At 60.9% G+C, this 16,517-nt stretch carries 14 protein-coding genes; 2 read left to right on the forward strand and 12 right to left on the reverse strand.

The genetic code is table 11. From position 1 onward, the window contains the following. Positions 1–82: 82 nt before the first annotated feature. The 3 genes from WNE31_RS08900 to WNE31_RS08910 all read right to left on the reverse strand — a co-directional run bounded on the left by WNE31_RS08900 (position 83) and on the right by WNE31_RS08910 (position 2,841). Complete coding sequence (locus tag WNE31_RS08900) at positions 83–1,330, reverse strand: Na+/H+ antiporter NhaA (protein WP_349979387.1); 1,248 nt, start codon at positions 1,328–1,330, stop codon at positions 83–85. Between the two features lie 139 nt (positions 1,331–1,469). Continuing rightward, the gene (locus WNE31_RS08905) at positions 1,470–2,504 is read right to left on the reverse strand and encodes a permease (RefSeq protein ID WP_349979388.1); all 1,035 of its coding nucleotides are present in this window, start codon (positions 2,502–2,504) and stop codon (positions 1,470–1,472) included. After that, the gene (locus tag WNE31_RS08910; RefSeq protein ID WP_349979389.1) at positions 2,497–2,841 is read right to left on the reverse strand and encodes an ArsR/SmtB family transcription factor; all 345 of its coding nucleotides are present in this window, start codon (positions 2,839–2,841) and stop codon (positions 2,497–2,499) included. Before WNE31_RS08910 ends, WNE31_RS08905 begins: the two co-directional genes overlap by 8 nt. Positions 2,842–2,946: 105 nt before the next feature. Between WNE31_RS08910 and WNE31_RS08915 the strand changes: the two genes are divergently transcribed. Both WNE31_RS08915 and WNE31_RS08920 read left to right on the forward strand, forming a co-directional pair. Beyond that, the gene (locus WNE31_RS08915; RefSeq protein ID WP_349979390.1) at positions 2,947–3,528 is read left to right on the forward strand and encodes a uracil-DNA glycosylase family protein; all 582 of its coding nucleotides are present in this window, start codon (positions 2,947–2,949) and stop codon (positions 3,526–3,528) included. Beyond that, entirely contained in the window at positions 3,525–4,319 is a 795-nt protein-coding gene (locus tag WNE31_RS08920; RefSeq protein ID WP_349979391.1) for an SseB family protein, read from the forward strand. Before WNE31_RS08915 ends, WNE31_RS08920 begins: the two co-directional genes overlap by 4 nt. A 22-nt stretch (positions 4,320–4,341) precedes the next feature. On the opposite strand, the gene WNE31_RS08925 is transcribed toward WNE31_RS08920, so the two are convergent. The 9 genes from WNE31_RS08925 to WNE31_RS08965 all read right to left on the reverse strand — a co-directional run bounded on the left by WNE31_RS08925 (position 4,342) and on the right by WNE31_RS08965 (position 16,347). Continuing rightward, on the reverse strand, positions 4,342–5,271 hold the full coding sequence (locus WNE31_RS08925) for a 2-hydroxyacid dehydrogenase (RefSeq protein WP_349979392.1): 930 nt from the start codon (positions 5,269–5,271) through the stop codon (positions 4,342–4,344). Positions 5,272–5,360: 89 nt separating this feature from the next. Continuing rightward, the gene (gene rodA / locus WNE31_RS08930; protein WP_349979393.1) at positions 5,361–6,500 is read right to left on the reverse strand and encodes a rod shape-determining protein RodA; all 1,140 of its coding nucleotides are present in this window, start codon (positions 6,498–6,500) and stop codon (positions 5,361–5,363) included. Beyond that, positions 6,497–8,443, reverse strand: coding sequence for a penicillin-binding protein 2 (mrdA, locus tag WNE31_RS08935; protein WP_349979394.1), 1,947 nt, complete (start codon positions 8,441–8,443; stop codon positions 6,497–6,499). Before mrdA ends, rodA begins: the two co-directional genes overlap by 4 nt. Beyond that, on the reverse strand, positions 8,440–8,979 hold the full coding sequence (locus tag WNE31_RS08940) for a rod shape-determining protein MreD (protein WP_349979395.1): 540 nt from the start codon (positions 8,977–8,979) through the stop codon (positions 8,440–8,442). Before WNE31_RS08940 ends, mrdA begins: the two co-directional genes overlap by 4 nt. Further along, entirely contained in the window at positions 8,972–9,892 is a 921-nt protein-coding gene (gene mreC, locus WNE31_RS08945; RefSeq protein ID WP_349979396.1) for a rod shape-determining protein MreC, read from the reverse strand. Before mreC ends, WNE31_RS08940 begins: the two co-directional genes overlap by 8 nt. Positions 9,893–9,959: 67 nt before the next feature. Beyond that, positions 9,960–11,000 (reverse strand): rod shape-determining protein, encoded by a 1,041-nt coding sequence (locus tag WNE31_RS08950; RefSeq protein ID WP_349979397.1) that lies wholly within the window; start codon positions 10,998–11,000, stop codon positions 9,960–9,962. 261 nt (positions 11,001–11,261) lie between these two features. Then, positions 11,262–12,803 carry an arylsulfatase gene (locus WNE31_RS08955; protein WP_349979398.1) on the reverse strand — a complete coding sequence of 514 codons (1,542 nt, stop codon included), beginning with the start codon at positions 12,801–12,803 and terminating at the stop codon, positions 11,262–11,264. Between the two features lie 313 nt (positions 12,804–13,116). Next, complete coding sequence (locus WNE31_RS08960; protein WP_349979399.1) at positions 13,117–14,691, reverse strand: 2-isopropylmalate synthase; 1,575 nt, start codon at positions 14,689–14,691, stop codon at positions 13,117–13,119. Between the two features lie 312 nt (positions 14,692–15,003). Next, positions 15,004–16,347 carry an MORN repeat-containing protein gene (locus WNE31_RS08965; RefSeq protein WP_349979464.1) on the reverse strand — a complete coding sequence of 448 codons (1,344 nt, stop codon included), beginning with the start codon at positions 16,345–16,347 and terminating at the stop codon, positions 15,004–15,006. Positions 16,348–16,517: the final 170 nt, after the last annotated feature.

Raw genomic sequence — 16,517 nt, forward strand, 5'->3', positions numbered from 1 at the left:
TTGCGCGGGTTTCCGCGAATTCGGGTGTATTGCGCGGTGTTGCTACGCCTCTGCGTTGTGCGATGGGACGCCAGATGTGGGGTCAGAGCTGGCGTTTTTCGACCTTGAACACCTTGCCGGCCAGGATGGACACCCCTGCCGCCGCAAACGAGAACAGTGCGCCCATCTTGGCGGCATCCTGCACCGGACCTGCGTCAAACGCGACCGAGGCCACGAACAGCGATACGGTGAACCCGATGGCTGCGACACAGCCGATCACCACAAGATCCACAATCCGCATCCCCTCGGGAATACCCAGCCGCAATGGCACCGCCGCCAGCCAGCCGAAAATCAGGATGCCCACGGGTTTGCCCACAAGAAGCCCCGCCAGCACCAGCCATGTCGCGTCACCAATAGCCGACATCTGGACCCCGGCATTGCATAGACCAAAGAAGAACAGCACAATTTCAACCGGATGTTTCAGCGCATGTTCAATCACGTTTAGCAGGTCATGCAGGTGTGTTTCCGCCTCGGAAAAGACCCCGAAGCCTCGGTCGGCATGTGGGATGGCGGGGACAATCGGCAACAATCCCAGCGCCGGATGCAGGCCCGAACGCATGAAAGCGTACCAGCTGATCGCGCCCCCGACGAGATAGGGCAGGAAATGCAGGTTCTTGCGTACCCATGTCGAGTTGGGGCGCGCCTGGTTGTGCCGGTCCAGACGGCGCGGCAGCCAGTTGAACAGCAGGAAAATCGCGAAACAGGCCCCAAAGGACACCAACAGCCATTCGGGGGCCAATTCTCCGGACGGATAAAAGATCGCCAGAATGATCAGACCCGCGGCATCATCGGCAATGGCCAGCAACAGCAGGAAGCGCACCGCCGGGTGCCCGGCCCCAAAGACAAGCCGCCCGACCAGATAGGAAAACGCGATATCGGTCGCCGTGGGGATGGCCCAGCCATTCGCAACCGCGTCATAGGTATCGGACCCCAGCAGCATCGCCAGTCCAAGGTAGATCCCGATCGGACCAAACATGCCGCCCGCCGTTGCAAACAGGGGCGTAGCTGCCTTGGACCCGCGCAAGGATCCGTTCTTGAGAATCACGGCCTCCCACACTTCTTTGGCAGCGATGGCAAAGAAAAAGGCCATCAACAGGTCATTGACCAAATAGTGCAACGTCAGCGTCCGGTGGCCATGGTGATAATGGCCGATCGGGGCATGGTCCCAGATCTTGAACTCAACAAAGTTGTGATAACTTTCGTAATCGGTATTGGCCCAGACCAAGGCGATCAGCGCCCCAAGGATGAGCAATAGCGAGTAGTTCGTCAGAAAATTCCAGACGCGATACATCCCGTCGTGCCCCTCCCGTTGGCGCGTTTTTTCTTAGGCCTAGCGGAAAAAAGGAAACCGGGCAACGAAAGAGGGGGCGCGACATATCGCGCCTCCTGAATGTGTGCCGTGCAAAGAACGGACCGTGAGTGGGTTCGTGTTAGGCCACAACCTGCCAAGACATACCGGCCAGCACGGCCCCCAGCATGGCAAATCCGAGATAGGCCGCAAAGACGCGCGGCTTGACCAGCGCCCAGACCGCGATGGCTGCGGGGATGCAGCTCACGCCGCCGGCCAGAACGAAACTCATCGCCGCTCCGTTCGACATGCCCTGTTCCAACAGCGCATCCACCAGCGGCACCGCCGCATAGCCGTTCAGATAGGCAGGCGCGCCGACAAGGGCCCCCAGCAGGATGGTGCCCACCCCGTCGCCCCCCAGAACGCCTGCGATCATGTCGGCGGGGATGTAATGGATCATCAGCGCCTCGATCACATAAGCCAGTGTCAGCCATTTCAGAAGAAACGCGCCATTTTCAACAATCGCATCGCGGAACATGACGCGACGGTCAGCGTCTTGCCAAAAGGCCCATTTCGGCTTGCCCGAGAAAGGCTGCTTGACGCCACAGCACCCGCCAACCTGCGGCTTTTCCCGCAACGGATCGACAAAGACCGGCGATTTGGCAAAGGCCATTGTCAGGAACCCGCCCAAAAGGCCAAGCCCCACCGCCGACAGCGTTTTAGCCACCGCAAAATCAAAGCCCAGCGTGCCCGAGGTGATCGCGAACATTGCCGGGTCCATCAGGGGCGAGGCCAGCCAAAAGGCCATAACTGCCGAAAGCGGCGCCCCGACGGCCAGAAGGGCCGCGATGAAGGGAATGACCTCGCAGGAACAGAAGGGCGACAGCCCACCCAAAAGCGCGGCGAACAGGATCATCCGCGTTTCACGCCCAACAAATGCTTTGGCCAACAGGTTTTCGGCCCCAGTTGCCTTGAGATACCCAATGGCAAAAATGGCAAACAGGATGAATGGCGCGGTCGACAAAAGAGCCTTGGACCCGAAAACCACTGTGGGTGCCAATTGCGGCGGGTCCAGAAGGGCCACCGCGACCAGGATCAGCACCAGCGCCAGCCACGCCTTGTCGATCCGGGACCAGAGCGCGCCAAAAGGCGACGGAGATTGTGTGGTATCAGCCATGGTCATGGTCCTTTCCGGGGGTGGCGCAATCCGCGCAGCATTCCTTGAGCAGGAATTCCGACAGGGCGCGCACTTCGTCATAGGCCACGGCAGCACAGATGATCGAACGCCCCTGTTTGCTTTGTGTGACAAGCCCAGCCTGGGCGAGCACTTTCATATGATGGGTCAGGGTTGATCCGGTCACGCCCGTGCGCTGCCCCAGTTCCCCGATGCTCAGGCCCTCGTGCCCGGCGCGCACCAACGTGCGCAGCACGGACAGCCGCTGCTCTGACCCCAGCGCTGCAAAGGCTGTGGCGGCGAGAGTGAGAGAGATATCGTCTGTCGAATCATATTTCATATTTCTAGAAATATAGAAATAAAAAGCGTGCACAAGTTTTATTTCGAAACTTGTCGAAATAAAGCGCACCTTTCCCTTGGCACCGGATTGGCCCACTGTGCGGGCATGACGCTTGAACAGGACATTCGCGCCTGTCGGCTGTGCGCCGACCGGTTTGCCGCCACCGCCACAGCGCATCGCCCGCGCCCCGTGGTGTGGTTCAAGCCCGGCGCGCGCCTTCTGATCGTGGGTCAGGCCCCGGGCGCGCGCGTACATGACAGCGGCCGCCCCTTCACCGACCCCTCGGGCGACCGATTGCGCGACTGGATGGGCGTGGACAGTGACACGTTCTATGACCGGTCGCGGATTGCGATCCTGCCGATGGCCTTTTGTTTTCCGGGATATGACAACAAGGGCAGCGACCTGCCGCCCCCCAAGATTTGTGCCGCAACCTGGCGCGACCGGGTGATGGGCCAACTCGGGCAGGTCGATCTGACCCTGCTTGTTGGTGGATATGCCCAGAAATGGCATCTGGGGCACGGGGCAGGGGTGACCGACACTGTGCGGGGCTGGCGCGACCATGCGCCCAATCTCTTTCCCTTGCCTCATCCGTCCTGGCGCAATACGGCATGGTTGAAGAAAAACCCATGGTTCGAGGCGGATCTGCTGCCCGACCTGAGACGCCGCATCAAGGAGTGCCTTTCATGACGGATAGTGCGACCCCCCTCGATATCAGCCATGCCGCGATGGAGGCCGCGCCGGGCGATGATACCGCGCGTTTGCGGTTCTATGAACGGCTGGCGGATGCAGAACTGTTCCTGCTGCTTAGCAAAGAGGCCGAAGGCGACCGGATTGCGCCGGAACTGTTTGACCTGTCAGACCATTCCTTCGTTCTGGTCTTCGACACCGAGGAACGGCTGGCCGAATTTGTCGGCAAACCTGCGCCCTATGCCGCCTTGTCCGGGCGCGTGATCGCCGCGATGCTGGACGGGCAAAATATCGGGCTGGGGGTGAACCTCGAAGTGGCTCCGTCCTCGATCCTGATCCCGCCCGAGGCGGTCAGCTGGCTGTCGCAGACCCTGACCCATGCTCCCGACCAGGTTGAGGCCCGCCCCGAGGAATTCACCGCACCTGCGGGCTTGCCGGAAACGCTGGTCACGGCATTGGATCAGAAGCTGTCAACAGCGGTGGGGCTGGCGCGCATGGCCTATCTGGTCGGCGTTGCCTATGACACTGGCGCGCGCAGCCATTTGCTGGGGTTTGTCGATGCCATCCCCGATGCGCAGGGCGCGCTTGCCAAGGCCGTGTCCGAAGCACTGACCTTTTCCGGGATCGAGGCCGGAGCTCTGGATGTGGGTTTCTTTGCCGCCTCTGATCCGGTAGCCGCCCAACTGGCGCGTGTGGGGCTGCGGTTCGACCTGCCGGAACCGGCGAAACCGTCCGAATACATCCCCGTAACCCCTGGCAGCGACCCGGACAAACCGCCCAAGCTGCGCTAGGTCGGGCGCGCGTCCGGTAAGTTTAGTATCCCGCCGACCGGTCCACGAGATGCAGGAAGGGTTCGCCCGCCTCACCGCGTCGGACATTCTCGGCAATCACCCGCGAGGCTGACTCGGGCCGCGTTTCCGAGGCGATGTGCGGTGTGACCGTCACGTCCGGATGCGCCCAATAAGGATGATCCGCCGGAAGCGGTTCCACCCGGAACACATCAAGCGTCGCATGGGCGATCTGTCCCCTGTCCAGCGCCGCGAGCAGCGCATCATCGTCGATCAACGGGCCACGACCCGGATTGACGATAAAAGCCCCTTTTGGCATTCGCGCCAGCGCGGCCGCATCGACGGTATTCTCGGTTGCGGGCGTATTGGGCAGTAGCAGGACAAGGATATCGGCCCGTTCCAGCGCCTTGGCCAACCCGTCGGCTCCATGCAGGCAGGTAATGCCGTCGGCCTCTTTCGGTGTGCGGCTCCAACCGGTCACGGTAAAGCCCAGCCCACGCAAAGCCTTGGCGCAGGCCATCCCCAACGCCCCAAGCCCGAGGATGGTCACGCGCCGGTCTTCGGCCAGCGGCGGCACATAATCCCGCCACACGCCGTCCTGCCCCTTGATATGCAAATCCATCCCAAGGTGGTGACGCAGCACGTGCCCCGTGACCCATTCGACCATGCCTTGGGTCAGGCCGTAATCAACCATCCGCGCCAACGGCTGTGTCAGGGTGTCGTTTCCGACCACCGCCTCGACCCCAGCCCAGAGGTTCAGCACCGCCTTGCAGCGGGTGTAGGGGGTGAAATCCTGCACGTCGCTGTTTGGGGCGTAGACGATATAATCCACCTGTTCCTGCGCAAACTCCGTGCGCAGGTCCACATCAAGGCCCAACTCTGCAAAGGCGGCCCGCAGCGGCGCCTCGTAAGTGTCCCAGCGTTCTGCCTTGGCGGCAAACAGCACGTTGATCATGGTCTGGCTCCTTCTTGGGGCGGGGATGGGCGTTCCTGCGCAGTCAGGCCACAAGACAGGGACGGGTGCAAGGGCCTGTGATCGGCGTCTTATCGGGGGCGGTGTACAGCAGCACTCTGGATCAGGCCGAAAGCCAGCATCAGCACAAGCATGGCCGACCCGCCGTAAGACACCAGCGGCAGCGGCACACCGACCACGGGGGCCATGCCCATGACCATCGACATGTTCACGGCAAAGAACAGGAAGAAGGTAGAAATGATGCCATACGTCATCAGCGACGAGAACCGGTCTTTGTTGACGACCGCTGCGCCCAGACCGAACACGATCACCAACCCGTAAAGCGCCAATAGCGAGATGCCCCCGACAAACCCGAACTCTTCGGCCAGGGTCGTAAAAATGAAGTCGGTGTGCTTTTCGGGCAGGAAGTTCAGGCGCGATTGTGTGCCCTGCATGAACCCGCGCCCCGTCCAGCCGCCCGAGCCAAGCGCGATCTTGGACTGGGTGATGTGATAGCCCGCGCCCAACGGGTCGCTTGATGGGTCCAGAAACGTGTCGATCCGGCGGTACTGGTAGTCCTTGAGCAACTGCCAACTGGTGCCGCGCGACTGGAACACGGCAAAGACCAGGCCGGACGCCATGCCGCCCACCGCCGCAAAATAGGCCCAGTGGACACCCGCCATGAACATCACCATCGCCCCGCCGATCATCAGCAAAAGCGATGTGCCAAGGTCGGGCTGGCGCAGGACCAGCGCGGTCGGAATCAGGATCAGCGCCACCGGCAAAAGCACCCAAAGTGGACGCGAAGTTTTTTCTGTGGGCAACCAGTCGTAATAGGCTGCAAGCGCCATCACCAGGGTGATTTTCATGAGTTCCGAGGGCTGAAGTCGCATGAAGCCAAGGTCGATCCAGCGCTGCGCGCCCATCCCGACACTGCCCATGATTTCGACCAGAACCAGCAACAACAGCGATCCGAGATAGGCTGCGCCGGACACGCTGCGCCAGAACCAGATCGGCACCATGGCAATTGCGATCATCACCGCGAATCCCAGCAGGAACCGCTTGATCTGGGGTTCGGCCCAGGGCGAAAACGATCCACCCGCCACCGAATAGAGCATGGTGAAACCGACCCCGCAGATCGCCGCGAGCAACAACAACAGTGGAAAGTTCAGATAGAGAACCTTGCGCAGCCCGGTTGGCGCGGATTTGACGGAATACTCAAGATAACTCATGCGCGTCCCCCGTTCCGGTTGCCCTGCCGGTCGGGCATCATGGCGCGGATGCGTTCCTGCTGGGTTTCGATCTTGCGCCGATCTTTGGTTGGATAGGCCGCCAGCGGCGGGTCGCCTTGGTACAGGGCCTGCAACGTGATGTCGCGCGCGATGGGCGCTGCGGCGGTTGATCCGCCCCCGCCGTGCTCGACCACGACGGCCACGGCGATTTCCGGGTTTTCGTAGGGCGCGAAATTCACGAAAAGCGCGTGGTCGCGCCGTTCCCATGGCAGGTCCTCGTTGCGGAACACGCCCTGCGCGCGTTCGGCGGCAGTAATGTTGCGCACTTGGCTGGTGCCGGTCTTGCCGGCCATGCGATAGGCGTCTTCGATGATGCGGCTGCCATAGGCCGTTCCGCGCCGGTTGTTCGACACGGTGAACATGGCCTTGCGGATCTGGCGCAGGTTGTTTTCGTTCAATCCCAAAGATTCGGCCGGTGCGCCGCCCTGTTCGATGCCGTTGACCGACTTGACCAGCCGCGGCACAAGATCCAACCCCGAGGCTAGCCGCGCCGTCATCACGGCCAGTTGCAGGGGCGAGGCCAGCACAAAGCCTTGCCCGATCGAGGCGTTCACCGTATCGCCAACCACCCAGTCTGCGCCGCGCACCTGTTTTTTCCACTCTTTCGTGGGGTTCAGGCCGCGCGCGATCCCCGAGAGCGGCAGGTCGAACTTGTGCCCCAGACCCAGCTTGTCAGCCATCGCCGAAATCCGGTCGATCCCAAGCTCGAGCGCGATTTCATAGAAATAGACGTCACAGCTTTCGCGCAGGGCAGTTTCCAAATTCACATGCCCGTGACCTCCTCGTTTCCAGCAGTGGAAGCGGCGGTTTGATACCTCAAGGTGTCCCGGGCACCAGACCGTATCCTCGGCATCAAAAAGACCGGCCTCAAGCGCGGCAAGCCCTGTCACCATCTTGAAGGTGGACCCCGGCGGATAGGCCCCTTGAATCGATTTGGCGGCAAGCGGGCGGTACTTGTTTTCGGTCAGCGCGCGGTAGTCGGACACCGAGATCCCGTTCACGAACAGGTTCGGGTCGAAGGTGGGCGAGGAATTCACCGCCAGAAGGTCACCGTTGCGGCAATCCATGACTACGGCTGCGGCGCTTTCTTCCCCAAGGCGCAGTTGGGTATAGGATTGCAGGCGCTGGTCAATGGTCAGTTGCAGATCCTCGCCTGCCTCGCCTTCACGGCGGTCCAGTTCGCGCATTACACGCCCGACCGAGTTCACCTCGACCCGTTTTGTGCCTGCACTGCCGCGCAGTTCGGCTTCCTGTTTGGCTTCGACACCGACCTTGCCGATCTGGAACCGCGGAATGCGCAGCAACTGGTCGGGGTTCTCGATCTTGGACAGGTCATAATCGCTGACTGGTCCCACATAGCCGACCACATGGGCAAAATCCCCGGCCAGCGGGTAGATCCGCGAAAGCCCCACTTCGGGCGTGATACCGGGCAGGGCAGGGCTGTTGACGGCGACGCGACTCATTTCCTCCCAGGACACGCGGTCGGCCACGGTCACGGGCAGGAAAGGGGCTGAACGTTTCATCTCGGCCACGGCGCGGTTCACTTCGTCTTCGTCCAGTTCGACCAGCGTGGACAGGCGTGCCAGCGCCGCGTCGATGTCGCCCGCATCTTCGCGCACAATCGAAATGCGATAGGACTGCACGTTGCGGGCCAGCGGCACGCCGTTGCGGTCAAAGATTTCACCCCGCGCCGGTGGGATCAGGCGGATATTGATCCGGTTTTCCTCGGCCAAAAGGCGGTACTGGTCGGCCTGTTCCACCTGAAGATGGCGCATCCGCAGCCCAAGCAGGGCCATGAACCCGACCTGCGCCCCCCCAAGCAACAGGGCGCGGCGCGTGAACTTGCGCTGGGTATCCGCGATATCCGAGGGGGCGCGTCTCATGTAGCACCTGCCAGCGTATCATCATCCCCTGGGCCGGGCTTGCGCAGGCCCAACAGCAACTGCGACAGGAACACTACGGCGGGAAACAAAAGGATATTGGCGAAGGCTTGCATCAGGTTCAGCCCCAGCGGCGGTTGATCGACCAGAAAGACCGCGAGAAACAAACGGTTCAGCAAGGCAATCCCGAGGAAGGCGGCGCTGGCCGTCAGCCATTCGTTCGCAAAGGTGCCGTCGCGCAGCCCCTGTGACTGGCGTTTCATCATCTGGCGGGCCACAACCATGATCGCCGCCATCAGGCCGGGGGGGCGCATCAGGATGAAATCGGCCAAAAGGGTCACGCCCGCCACGGCCAGAACCGGTACGAATTCGGGTCGCCGGATGGCCCATGTCACAGTCAACACCACCAGCCAGTCTGGCCCGGCCCATCCGCGGGGCACATGGTTCAACGGCAAGAGTTGCAGATAAAGAATGACCAGCGCCAACAGGCAGTACATCACCCGCATCCGCCATTTCCGGCCTGTCCCGACGCTACCCATCCTGGGCCTCTTCGGGCATCGGGCCGATCAGATCAGTCTCGTCCGGCAACAGTGTCGAGGGGCGCACGATTCCGCCGGGTGTGTCGGGGCGGTCCTGTCCGTGATCCCGCAGAACCCGCAGGAATTCCAGTCGTTCATAATCGGCCGCCAGACGTACCCGCAGACGACCGCCGGGGTCGGTGGCCACTTGTCCGATCAGCAGGCCGCTGGGAAAGACGCCGCCGTCACCCGAACTGACCACCCGGTCGCCGGGGCGCACCTTGTCGGGGTTCTCAAGAAAATCGATATAGGGGGCAACCGTATTGTCGCCCACGATCAGCGCGGTCTGGCCCGAGGGCTGGATCAGCGCCGGAATGCGGCTTGAACTGTCCGACAGAAGGATCACGCGGCTGGTGGATTTGCCCACGCCGGAAATCCGCCCGACAAGACCGATCCCGTCCATCGCCGCCCAGCCATCCACGATCCCGTCGCGTTCGCCGATATTCAGCAACACCGACTGGCGGAACGGTGATCCGCTGTCAGCCAGCACAACGCCGGTGACATAGGTCAGGCGCGGATCAAGGCGCACGTTGTTGAGGTCCAAGAGGCGCGCGTTTTCTTGCTCAAGCTGCAAGGCGGCCTCTTTCCACGCTTTCATCTGCTGCAGCTCGCGGCGCAGTTCGGCGTTTTGCTCGCGCATCCGCTGATAGCTTTGAAAATCGCGGAACAGGCCCACCGTGGCCGTGACGGGCGTCATTGTCCAGTCAAACGAGGGCACCACCGCGTCCACCACCTGTGCGCGGAACCGTTCGACGCGCGGGCTGTCGATCCGCCACAACAGGAAAATTCCCAACAGACACAACAGAAGAACGGCCAGCAGAAGGCGTTTCAGCGGGCCGATATAATCTTCGCCTTGTGTCCGATCCTTGGCCACAGTGCCCCCTGGTCAGGAATGATACGGCAACCCTAGCACGGGCGATTTGCCCGCGCCAATCACGGGTTTAGCTGTCATAGTCGATGGCGTGACGCAGCTGTTTTTCGTATTCCAGCGCCTTGCCGGTGCCCATGGCCACACAGTTCAGCGACTCATCGGCGATCGACACGGCCAGACCTGTCTGTTCACGCAGCGCAAGGTCCAGATCGCCCAGCAGCGCGCCGCCGCCGGTCAACATCACGCCCCGGTCAACGATATCGGCGGCCAGATCGGGCGGGGTGGCTTCCAGCGCGGTCATGACCGCTTCACAGATCTGCTGTACGGGTTCGGCCAGCGCCTCTGCCACCTGGGCCTGGCTGATCTCGGTTTCTTTGGGCACGCCATTCAACAGGTCACGGCCGCGGATCTGCATCGAGGTGCCGCGCCCGTCATCGGGCATGCGGGCGGTTCCGATCTGGGTCTTGATGCGTTCGGCTGTAGATTCCCCGACCAGAAGGTTCTGGTTGCGGCGCAGGTAGTTGATGATCGCCTCGTCCATGCGGTCCCCGCCCACACGCACCGAACGCGCATAGACGATGTCGCCCAGCGACAGAACCGCCACTTCGGTGGTGCCGCCACCGATATCGACAACCATGTTGCCGGTCGGGTCGGTGATCGGCATGCCGGCCCCGATGGCGGCCGCGATCGGCTCTGCAATCAGCCCAGCGCGGCGTGCGCCTGCCGACAGCACGGACTGGCGGATCGCGCGCTTTTCAACCGGGGTCGCGCCATGCGGCACGCAGACGATGATCTTGGGTTTCGAGAAGGTCGACCGTTTGTGCACTTTGCGGATGAAGTGCTTGATCATTTCCTCGGCGGTGTCGAAATCGGCAATCACGCCGTCACGCATGGGGCGAATCGCCTCGATCGAGCCCGGTGTCCGGCCCAGCATCAGCTTGGCGTCCTCGCCCACGGCCAGAACCTTTTTCACGCCGTCCTTGACGTGATAGGCGACGACCGAGGGTTCGGACAGGATAACGCCCTTGCCCTTGACATAGACCAGCGTGTTCGCCGTTCCGAGGTCGATTGCCATGTCAGAGGTGAACAGGCCGCCCAGATTTCCCAGCATGTGATTTCAGTTCCCGCAGAATATCAGAATAAACCCGCGACTCTGCCGAGTTGCGGGCGATCTTCTTATAGGGACGGGACGCGCGTTGTGAAAGCCCCGCATAGGGGCAAATCAGCGTGAATCCGCCATGTTGCGCAGATTGTTTGCACCCCGCCCCCCTTCGGCTGCGAAAAGGTGGTCTTAAAGGGATGCGCGCGGTGGTTTCCAAATGAAAACGGGCGCCTCCAATGGGCGCCCGTTGAAGAGTCAGATGATGGAAAATCAGCCGCCCTGATTGGTTTGCAGGGTTTGCAGAACCTGGTCGATCGAGAAGCTCGCCGGTTTCTGGCGTGGCGGGTAATCCTTGAAGGTTTCAAGGAACTGCGCCACGAAGGCCTGCGCCGGCACCAGAAGATAGGCCCGTTCCAGACGCCATTGCGAGTAGCCGATAGATTCATGTTCGGCGCGTTCGAATGGATCGCTGTAAAGGTTCATGACCTTGGGCAGACGCAGCGGTGTCAGCGGTTCCTGCCAGACGTCGAACCCGTGGGCGCGCTGTTCTGCAAAGACCACTTTCCACTGGTCAAAGCGCAAATTCATCAGGTCGCCACCATCCGAGAAATACAGGAACTCGCGACGCGGCCCTTTCTCGGTTTCCCCGCGGAAATAAGGCATGAAATCATACCCGTCGAGGTGCACAGGCTCGTTCCCTTCACCAAACGGGGCTTCGGTCAGCATGCGCTCTTTCATGTCCGGTTCGCCAAGGGCCGACATGAAGGTCGGGAACCAGTCGAGATGGCTGATGATCTGGTTCGACTTGCGGCCCGGTTCGATGACGCCCGGCCACTTGATCATCATGGGCACGCGGAAGCCGCCTTCCCAGTTGTCGTTCTTTTCGCCACGGAACGGGGTGGTGCCGCCATCGGGCCAGCTGAACACCTCGGCGCCGTTGTCGGTGGAATACATCACGACCGTGTTGTCGGCGATGCCCAACTCGTCCAGTTTGTCGAGCATCTGGCCGACCATGCCGTCATGTTCAACCATCCCGTCGGGATAGACGCCCAAACCGGTGACGCCTTTGCTTTCTTCCTTGAGGTGGGTGAAGATGTGCATCCGCGTGGTGTTGTACCACAGGAAGAAGGGCTTATCCTGTTCGACCGCACGCTCCATGAAGTCAAGCGCACCTGCGGTGACTTCCTCGTCAATGGTTTCCATGCGCTTGCGGGTCAGCGGACCGGTGTCTTCAACCGATCCGTCAGCCGAGGATTTGATCACGCCACGCGGGCCAAAATTCTCGCGGAATTCAGGGTTCTTGGGGTAATCTTCGTTCTCGGGCTCTTCCTCGGCATTGAGGTGATAGAGGTTGCCGAAAAATTCGTCAAAGCCATGGTTGGTTGGCAGGTGTTCATCCAGATCGCCCAGATGGTTCTTGCCATACTGGCCGGTCACGTATCCTTTGGACTTCATGAACTCGGCGATGGTCGGGTCTTTCTCGGACAGCCCTTCCTTGGCGCCCGGCAGGCCCACCTTCAACAGGCCGGTGCGGAAACCCGATTGCCCCGTCACGAACGAGGCACGCCCTGCTGTACAGGACTGTTCGCCATAGCCGTGGGTGAACAACATGCCTTCCTTGGCGATGCGGTCGATATTGGGGGTTTCATACCCCATCATGCCTTGGTTATAGGCGCTGACATTCCAGTAACCGATGTCATCGCCCCAGATAATCAAAAAGTTCGGCGTATCTGCCGCCATCGCCACAGAGGATGTCATCATCCCTATGGATAGCGTCGCGGCCGCCGCCGCGCGTCTTGCAAAATTTATCATTGCCGTATTCCTTCAATCTCTCCCTGAAGTGCGGGACGATGTTCTTTTGGCCCGCCAGTTCAGTCTGCGTCCGAACCGGATTTCAATCAAGGGCGGCGTCGAATAGGAAAGTCAAAATATCCGAAAGAGAAAATATTCATTTTTCAATGTTTTATGCAGGTTTTCCCGAGGTGACGCCGGGCAATTGACGTTAGGGCAGGTATCCTCTCGGAAAAGTGAAAGACCAAAGCGTCCTTTTGGCGGTTCCAAACCGGGCCTTTTCACGAAAAAGGGCCCCGTACACGGGGCCCTTCCGGTCACTGTTCCCTTGGGATCAGGTGATATCGCGATAGGAAATCTCTTTCGCGTCAACCCCTTCGCCAAGCTTGGCGCGGCGCACCAGCAAGCGGTTCAGCGCGTTAATATAGGCCTTGGCCGACGAGACCACCGTATCAGTATCCGCCGATTGCCCGGTCACGACGACGCCATCTTCCTCGACCCGCACCGACACCGTGGCCTGTGCGTCCATGCCTTCGGTCACGGCATGTACCTGATACAGTTGCAGGCGCGCCTTGTTTGGGTGCAACTCGCGGATCGCCTTGAAGGTGGCGTCCACCGGCCCGTCGCCATAGGCGGTGGCCGAGATGTCCTTGCCTTCGATTTCCATTTCCACGGTCGACTCGGCCTGACCACCGGTGCCACAGATCACCTTCATCGAAACCAGTTTCAGCGCGTCATTGGCATCGTCGCCACCCACACGCATAAGCGCGATCAGGTCATCGTCCAGCACCTCTTTCTTGCGGTCGGCAAGGTCCTTGAACCGCACAAAGACATCTTTCAGCTGGTTGTCGCCCACTTCAAAGCCCAGATGTTCCAGCTTGTCGCGGAGCGCGGCCCGGCCCGAGTGTTTGCCCAAGGGCAGCGAGGTGCCGGCCAGACCGATATCCTCGGGGCGCATGATCTCGAAATTCTCGCGGTTCTTGAGCATGCCGTCCTGGTGGATGCCGCTCTCATGGGCAAAGGCGTTCTTGCCGACGATGGCCTTGTTCGGCTGCACGATAAAGCCCGAAACAGTCGAGACCCGGCGCGAGATGGCCATGATCTTGGTGGTGTCGATGCCGGTGGTCCAAGGCATGATGTCGTGTCGGGTTTTCATTGCCATCACGACTTCTTCCAGCGCGGTGTTGCCCGCGCGTTCACCAAGGCCGTTGATCGTGCATTCGATCTGACGCGCACCGCCCGCGACCGCGGCCAGCGCGTTGGCCGTCGCCATGCCCAGATCGTTGTGGCAATGGGTGGCAAAGATCACCTCGTCCGCGCCGGGCACGGTTTCGATCAGGCGCTTGATCAGGTTGGCACTCTCTTCGGGCGCGGTATAGCCCACGGTGTCGGGGATGTTGATCGTGGTGGCACCGGCCTTGATGGCGATCTCGATCACGCGGCACAGGTAATCCCACTCGGTCCGCGTTGCGTCCATCGGTGACCACTGCACGTTTTCGCAAAGATTGCGTGCATGGCTGACCGTTTCATGAATCTTGTCGGCCATTTCGTCCATGGTCAGGTTCGGGATGGCGCGGTGCAGCGGCGAAGTGCCGATAAAGGTGTGAATGCGGTTCTGTTCGGCGTGTTTCACGGCCTCCCAGCAACGGTCGATATCGGCGAAATTGGCGCGAGCCAGACCGCAGATGCGGCTGTTCTTTGAACGCTTGGCGATCTCGGACACTGCGGCGAAATCGCCTTCGGACGCAATTGGAAACCCTGCCTCGATGATGTCGACGCCCATCTCGTCCAGCATTTCTGCAATCTCGAGCTTTTCGTCATGGGTCATGGTTGCGCCGGGCGACTGTTCGCCATCGCGCAGGGTCGTGTCAAAAATCAAGACGCGGTCTTGGTGTGCGGTATCGGTCATTTGGAAGTCTCTCTTATCTCTCCTGAAGGCCTTGCGGCGGCTTGGGCGCGAAGCGGCAATCCTCTGAGCGGTCGCGCCAAGGCTGGCACGCTCAGAGGCGGGCTAGGAGAAGAAGGTCGGCCAGAATCGCAACAGGCGTCGCAGCGCGGGTGCGCTGTGCGGGTGCTGCGATATGGGCCTTGGTCATCATGGGGCGGATTTATACATGCCCCTTGGTAAATGAAAACCCCTTTTCGGGAAATTCTCGGGGCGGATAAGGGCATGAAAAAAGGCGGGGCAAACCCCGCCTGTTCCATGGACCTGTCGCCAGGTTCAGCCGTCGGTTTTCAGCGATCCGTCTTCCCAGTCGCCGGTGGCCTCTTCGCCCGTGGCATAGCGCATCGTGCCTTCGCCCTGGCGTTTGCCGGCCTTGAACATGCCCTCATAGACATCGCCATTGGCATAGGTGGCCACACCCATGCCGCTGATTTCGCCCTTGGACCATTCGCCAGCATATTTGAACCCGTCGGGCATGCGTATTTCCCCGATCCCGTCGCGCTGGCCGTTGGCGAACTGGCCTTCATAGGTCGTGCCGTCGGGATAGGTTGCCTTGCCCATTCCGTGACGCTGGCCATCCTGCCAATCGCCCTCGTACCGGTATCCATCGGCATAGGTCATGACACCCTTGCCGTGGTTGCGGGCATCCTTGAATTCGCCGGTATAGACCAGTCCGTTGGCATAGGTCGCAGTGCCTTCGCCCTCGATCACGCCGTTTTTCCAGCCGCCTTCATAAGACGACCCGTCGGGATAGGTGATCTTGCCGATCCCGTCGGCAAGGTCCTTGCGGAACTGGCCGACATAGATCGACCCGTCCGGATAGGTGACACGGCCTTCGCCTTCGATATGCCCGTTCACCCAGCTTCCGACATAGGTATAGCCGTCTGCGCCGGTAAAGGTGCCCTCGCCGTGGCGTTTGTCGGCCTTGAACGTGCCGATATAGACATCGCCATTGGCATAGGTGACCTTGCCGGTGCCTTCACGTTGTCCGGCCACCAGTTCGCCTTCGTAGACGTCGCCGTTTGGCTGGGTCAGCACCCCGGTGCCTTCAATCTGGCCCGCTTGCCACAGGCCCTCGTAAATCAGACCGTCGGGCATGGTCAGCTTGCCTTCGCCTTCGCGTTCCCCGCCGACGATCTGGCCGTTGTAAATCGCTCCGTCGGCATAGGTGATGCGCCCCATGCCTTCCTTGACGCCATTGACCCAGTCGCCTTCATAGACATAGCCGTTCGGGCTGGTCATGACGCCCTTGCCGTGGTGCATGGCGTTCAGGAATCCGCCCTCGTAGCGCACCCCGTTGGCATAGATCGCAACGCCCGTGCCATTGATCTTGCCGTCTTTCCATTCGCCCTCATACGTGCCGCCATCGGTAAAGGTGATCTTGCCGATGCCTTCGGGTTTGCCCTTGGCGAACTGGCCCTCATAGATCGATCCGTTGGGAAAACGGGCCTGTCCGTCGCCGCGGATTTCGCCATCGACCCATTCACCGACATATTCATACCCGTTGGGCAGGCGATAAGTGCCGATTCCGTGCTGGAGGCCGCCCTTGAAGGTCCCTTCATAAACGCCGCCATCATCATACTGCTTGGTCAGGATTTCCCCGTCCTGGGCGGTCGCCATCGTTGCCGTTCCAAGCAGCAGCGCAATCGCCGCGATCCTGAATGCCTGTTTGTTGCTCATTCGTCTTGCCCCCGAGGGTCCATCCCATGCCGGCTTACAGCCTTGGGGAGAAACCTAAATCAGCAGATCGTTCGGGGCAACGTCTTTTGAGGGTTTGGACTTTTCCTCGC

It is taken from the genome of Shimia fortis (assembly GCF_040225985.1).
In the GTDB taxonomy this organism is placed as follows: Bacteria; Pseudomonadota; Alphaproteobacteria; order Rhodobacterales; family Rhodobacteraceae; genus Shimia.

Excerpts from the sequence above, each read along its gene's own strand:
- WNE31_RS08900 (WP_349979387.1), bottom strand. The coding sequence starts at position 1,330 with ATGTATCGCGTCTGGAATTTTCTGACGAACTACTCGCTATTGCTCATC.
- WNE31_RS08905 (WP_349979388.1), bottom strand. The coding sequence starts at position 2,504 with ATGGCTGATACCACACAATCTCCGTCGCCTTTTGGCGCGCTCTGGTCC.
- WNE31_RS08910 (WP_349979389.1), bottom strand. The coding sequence starts at position 2,841 with ATGAAATATGATTCGACAGACGATATCTCTCTCACTCTCGCCGCCACA.
- WNE31_RS08915 (WP_349979390.1), top strand. The coding sequence starts at position 2,947 with ATGACGCTTGAACAGGACATTCGCGCCTGTCGGCTGTGCGCCGACCGG.
- WNE31_RS08920 (WP_349979391.1), top strand. The coding sequence starts at position 3,525 with ATGACGGATAGTGCGACCCCCCTCGATATCAGCCATGCCGCGATGGAG.
- WNE31_RS08925 (WP_349979392.1), bottom strand. The coding sequence starts at position 5,271 with ATGATCAACGTGCTGTTTGCCGCCAAGGCAGAACGCTGGGACACTTAC.
- rodA (WP_349979393.1), bottom strand. The coding sequence starts at position 6,500 with ATGAGTTATCTTGAGTATTCCGTCAAATCCGCGCCAACCGGGCTGCGC.
- mrdA (WP_349979394.1), bottom strand. The coding sequence starts at position 8,443 with ATGAGACGCGCCCCCTCGGATATCGCGGATACCCAGCGCAAGTTCACG.
- WNE31_RS08940 (WP_349979395.1), bottom strand. The coding sequence starts at position 8,979 with ATGGGTAGCGTCGGGACAGGCCGGAAATGGCGGATGCGGGTGATGTAC.
- WNE31_RS08950 (WP_349979397.1), bottom strand. The coding sequence starts at position 11,000 with ATGCTGGGAAATCTGGGCGGCCTGTTCACCTCTGACATGGCAATCGAC.
- WNE31_RS08955 (WP_349979398.1), bottom strand. The coding sequence starts at position 12,803 with ATGATAAATTTTGCAAGACGCGCGGCGGCGGCCGCGACGCTATCCATA.
- WNE31_RS08960 (WP_349979399.1), bottom strand. The coding sequence starts at position 14,691 with ATGACCGATACCGCACACCAAGACCGCGTCTTGATTTTTGACACGACC.
- WNE31_RS08965 (WP_349979464.1), bottom strand. The coding sequence starts at position 16,347 with ATGGCGACCGCCCAGGACGGGGAAATCCTGACCAAGCAGTATGATGAT.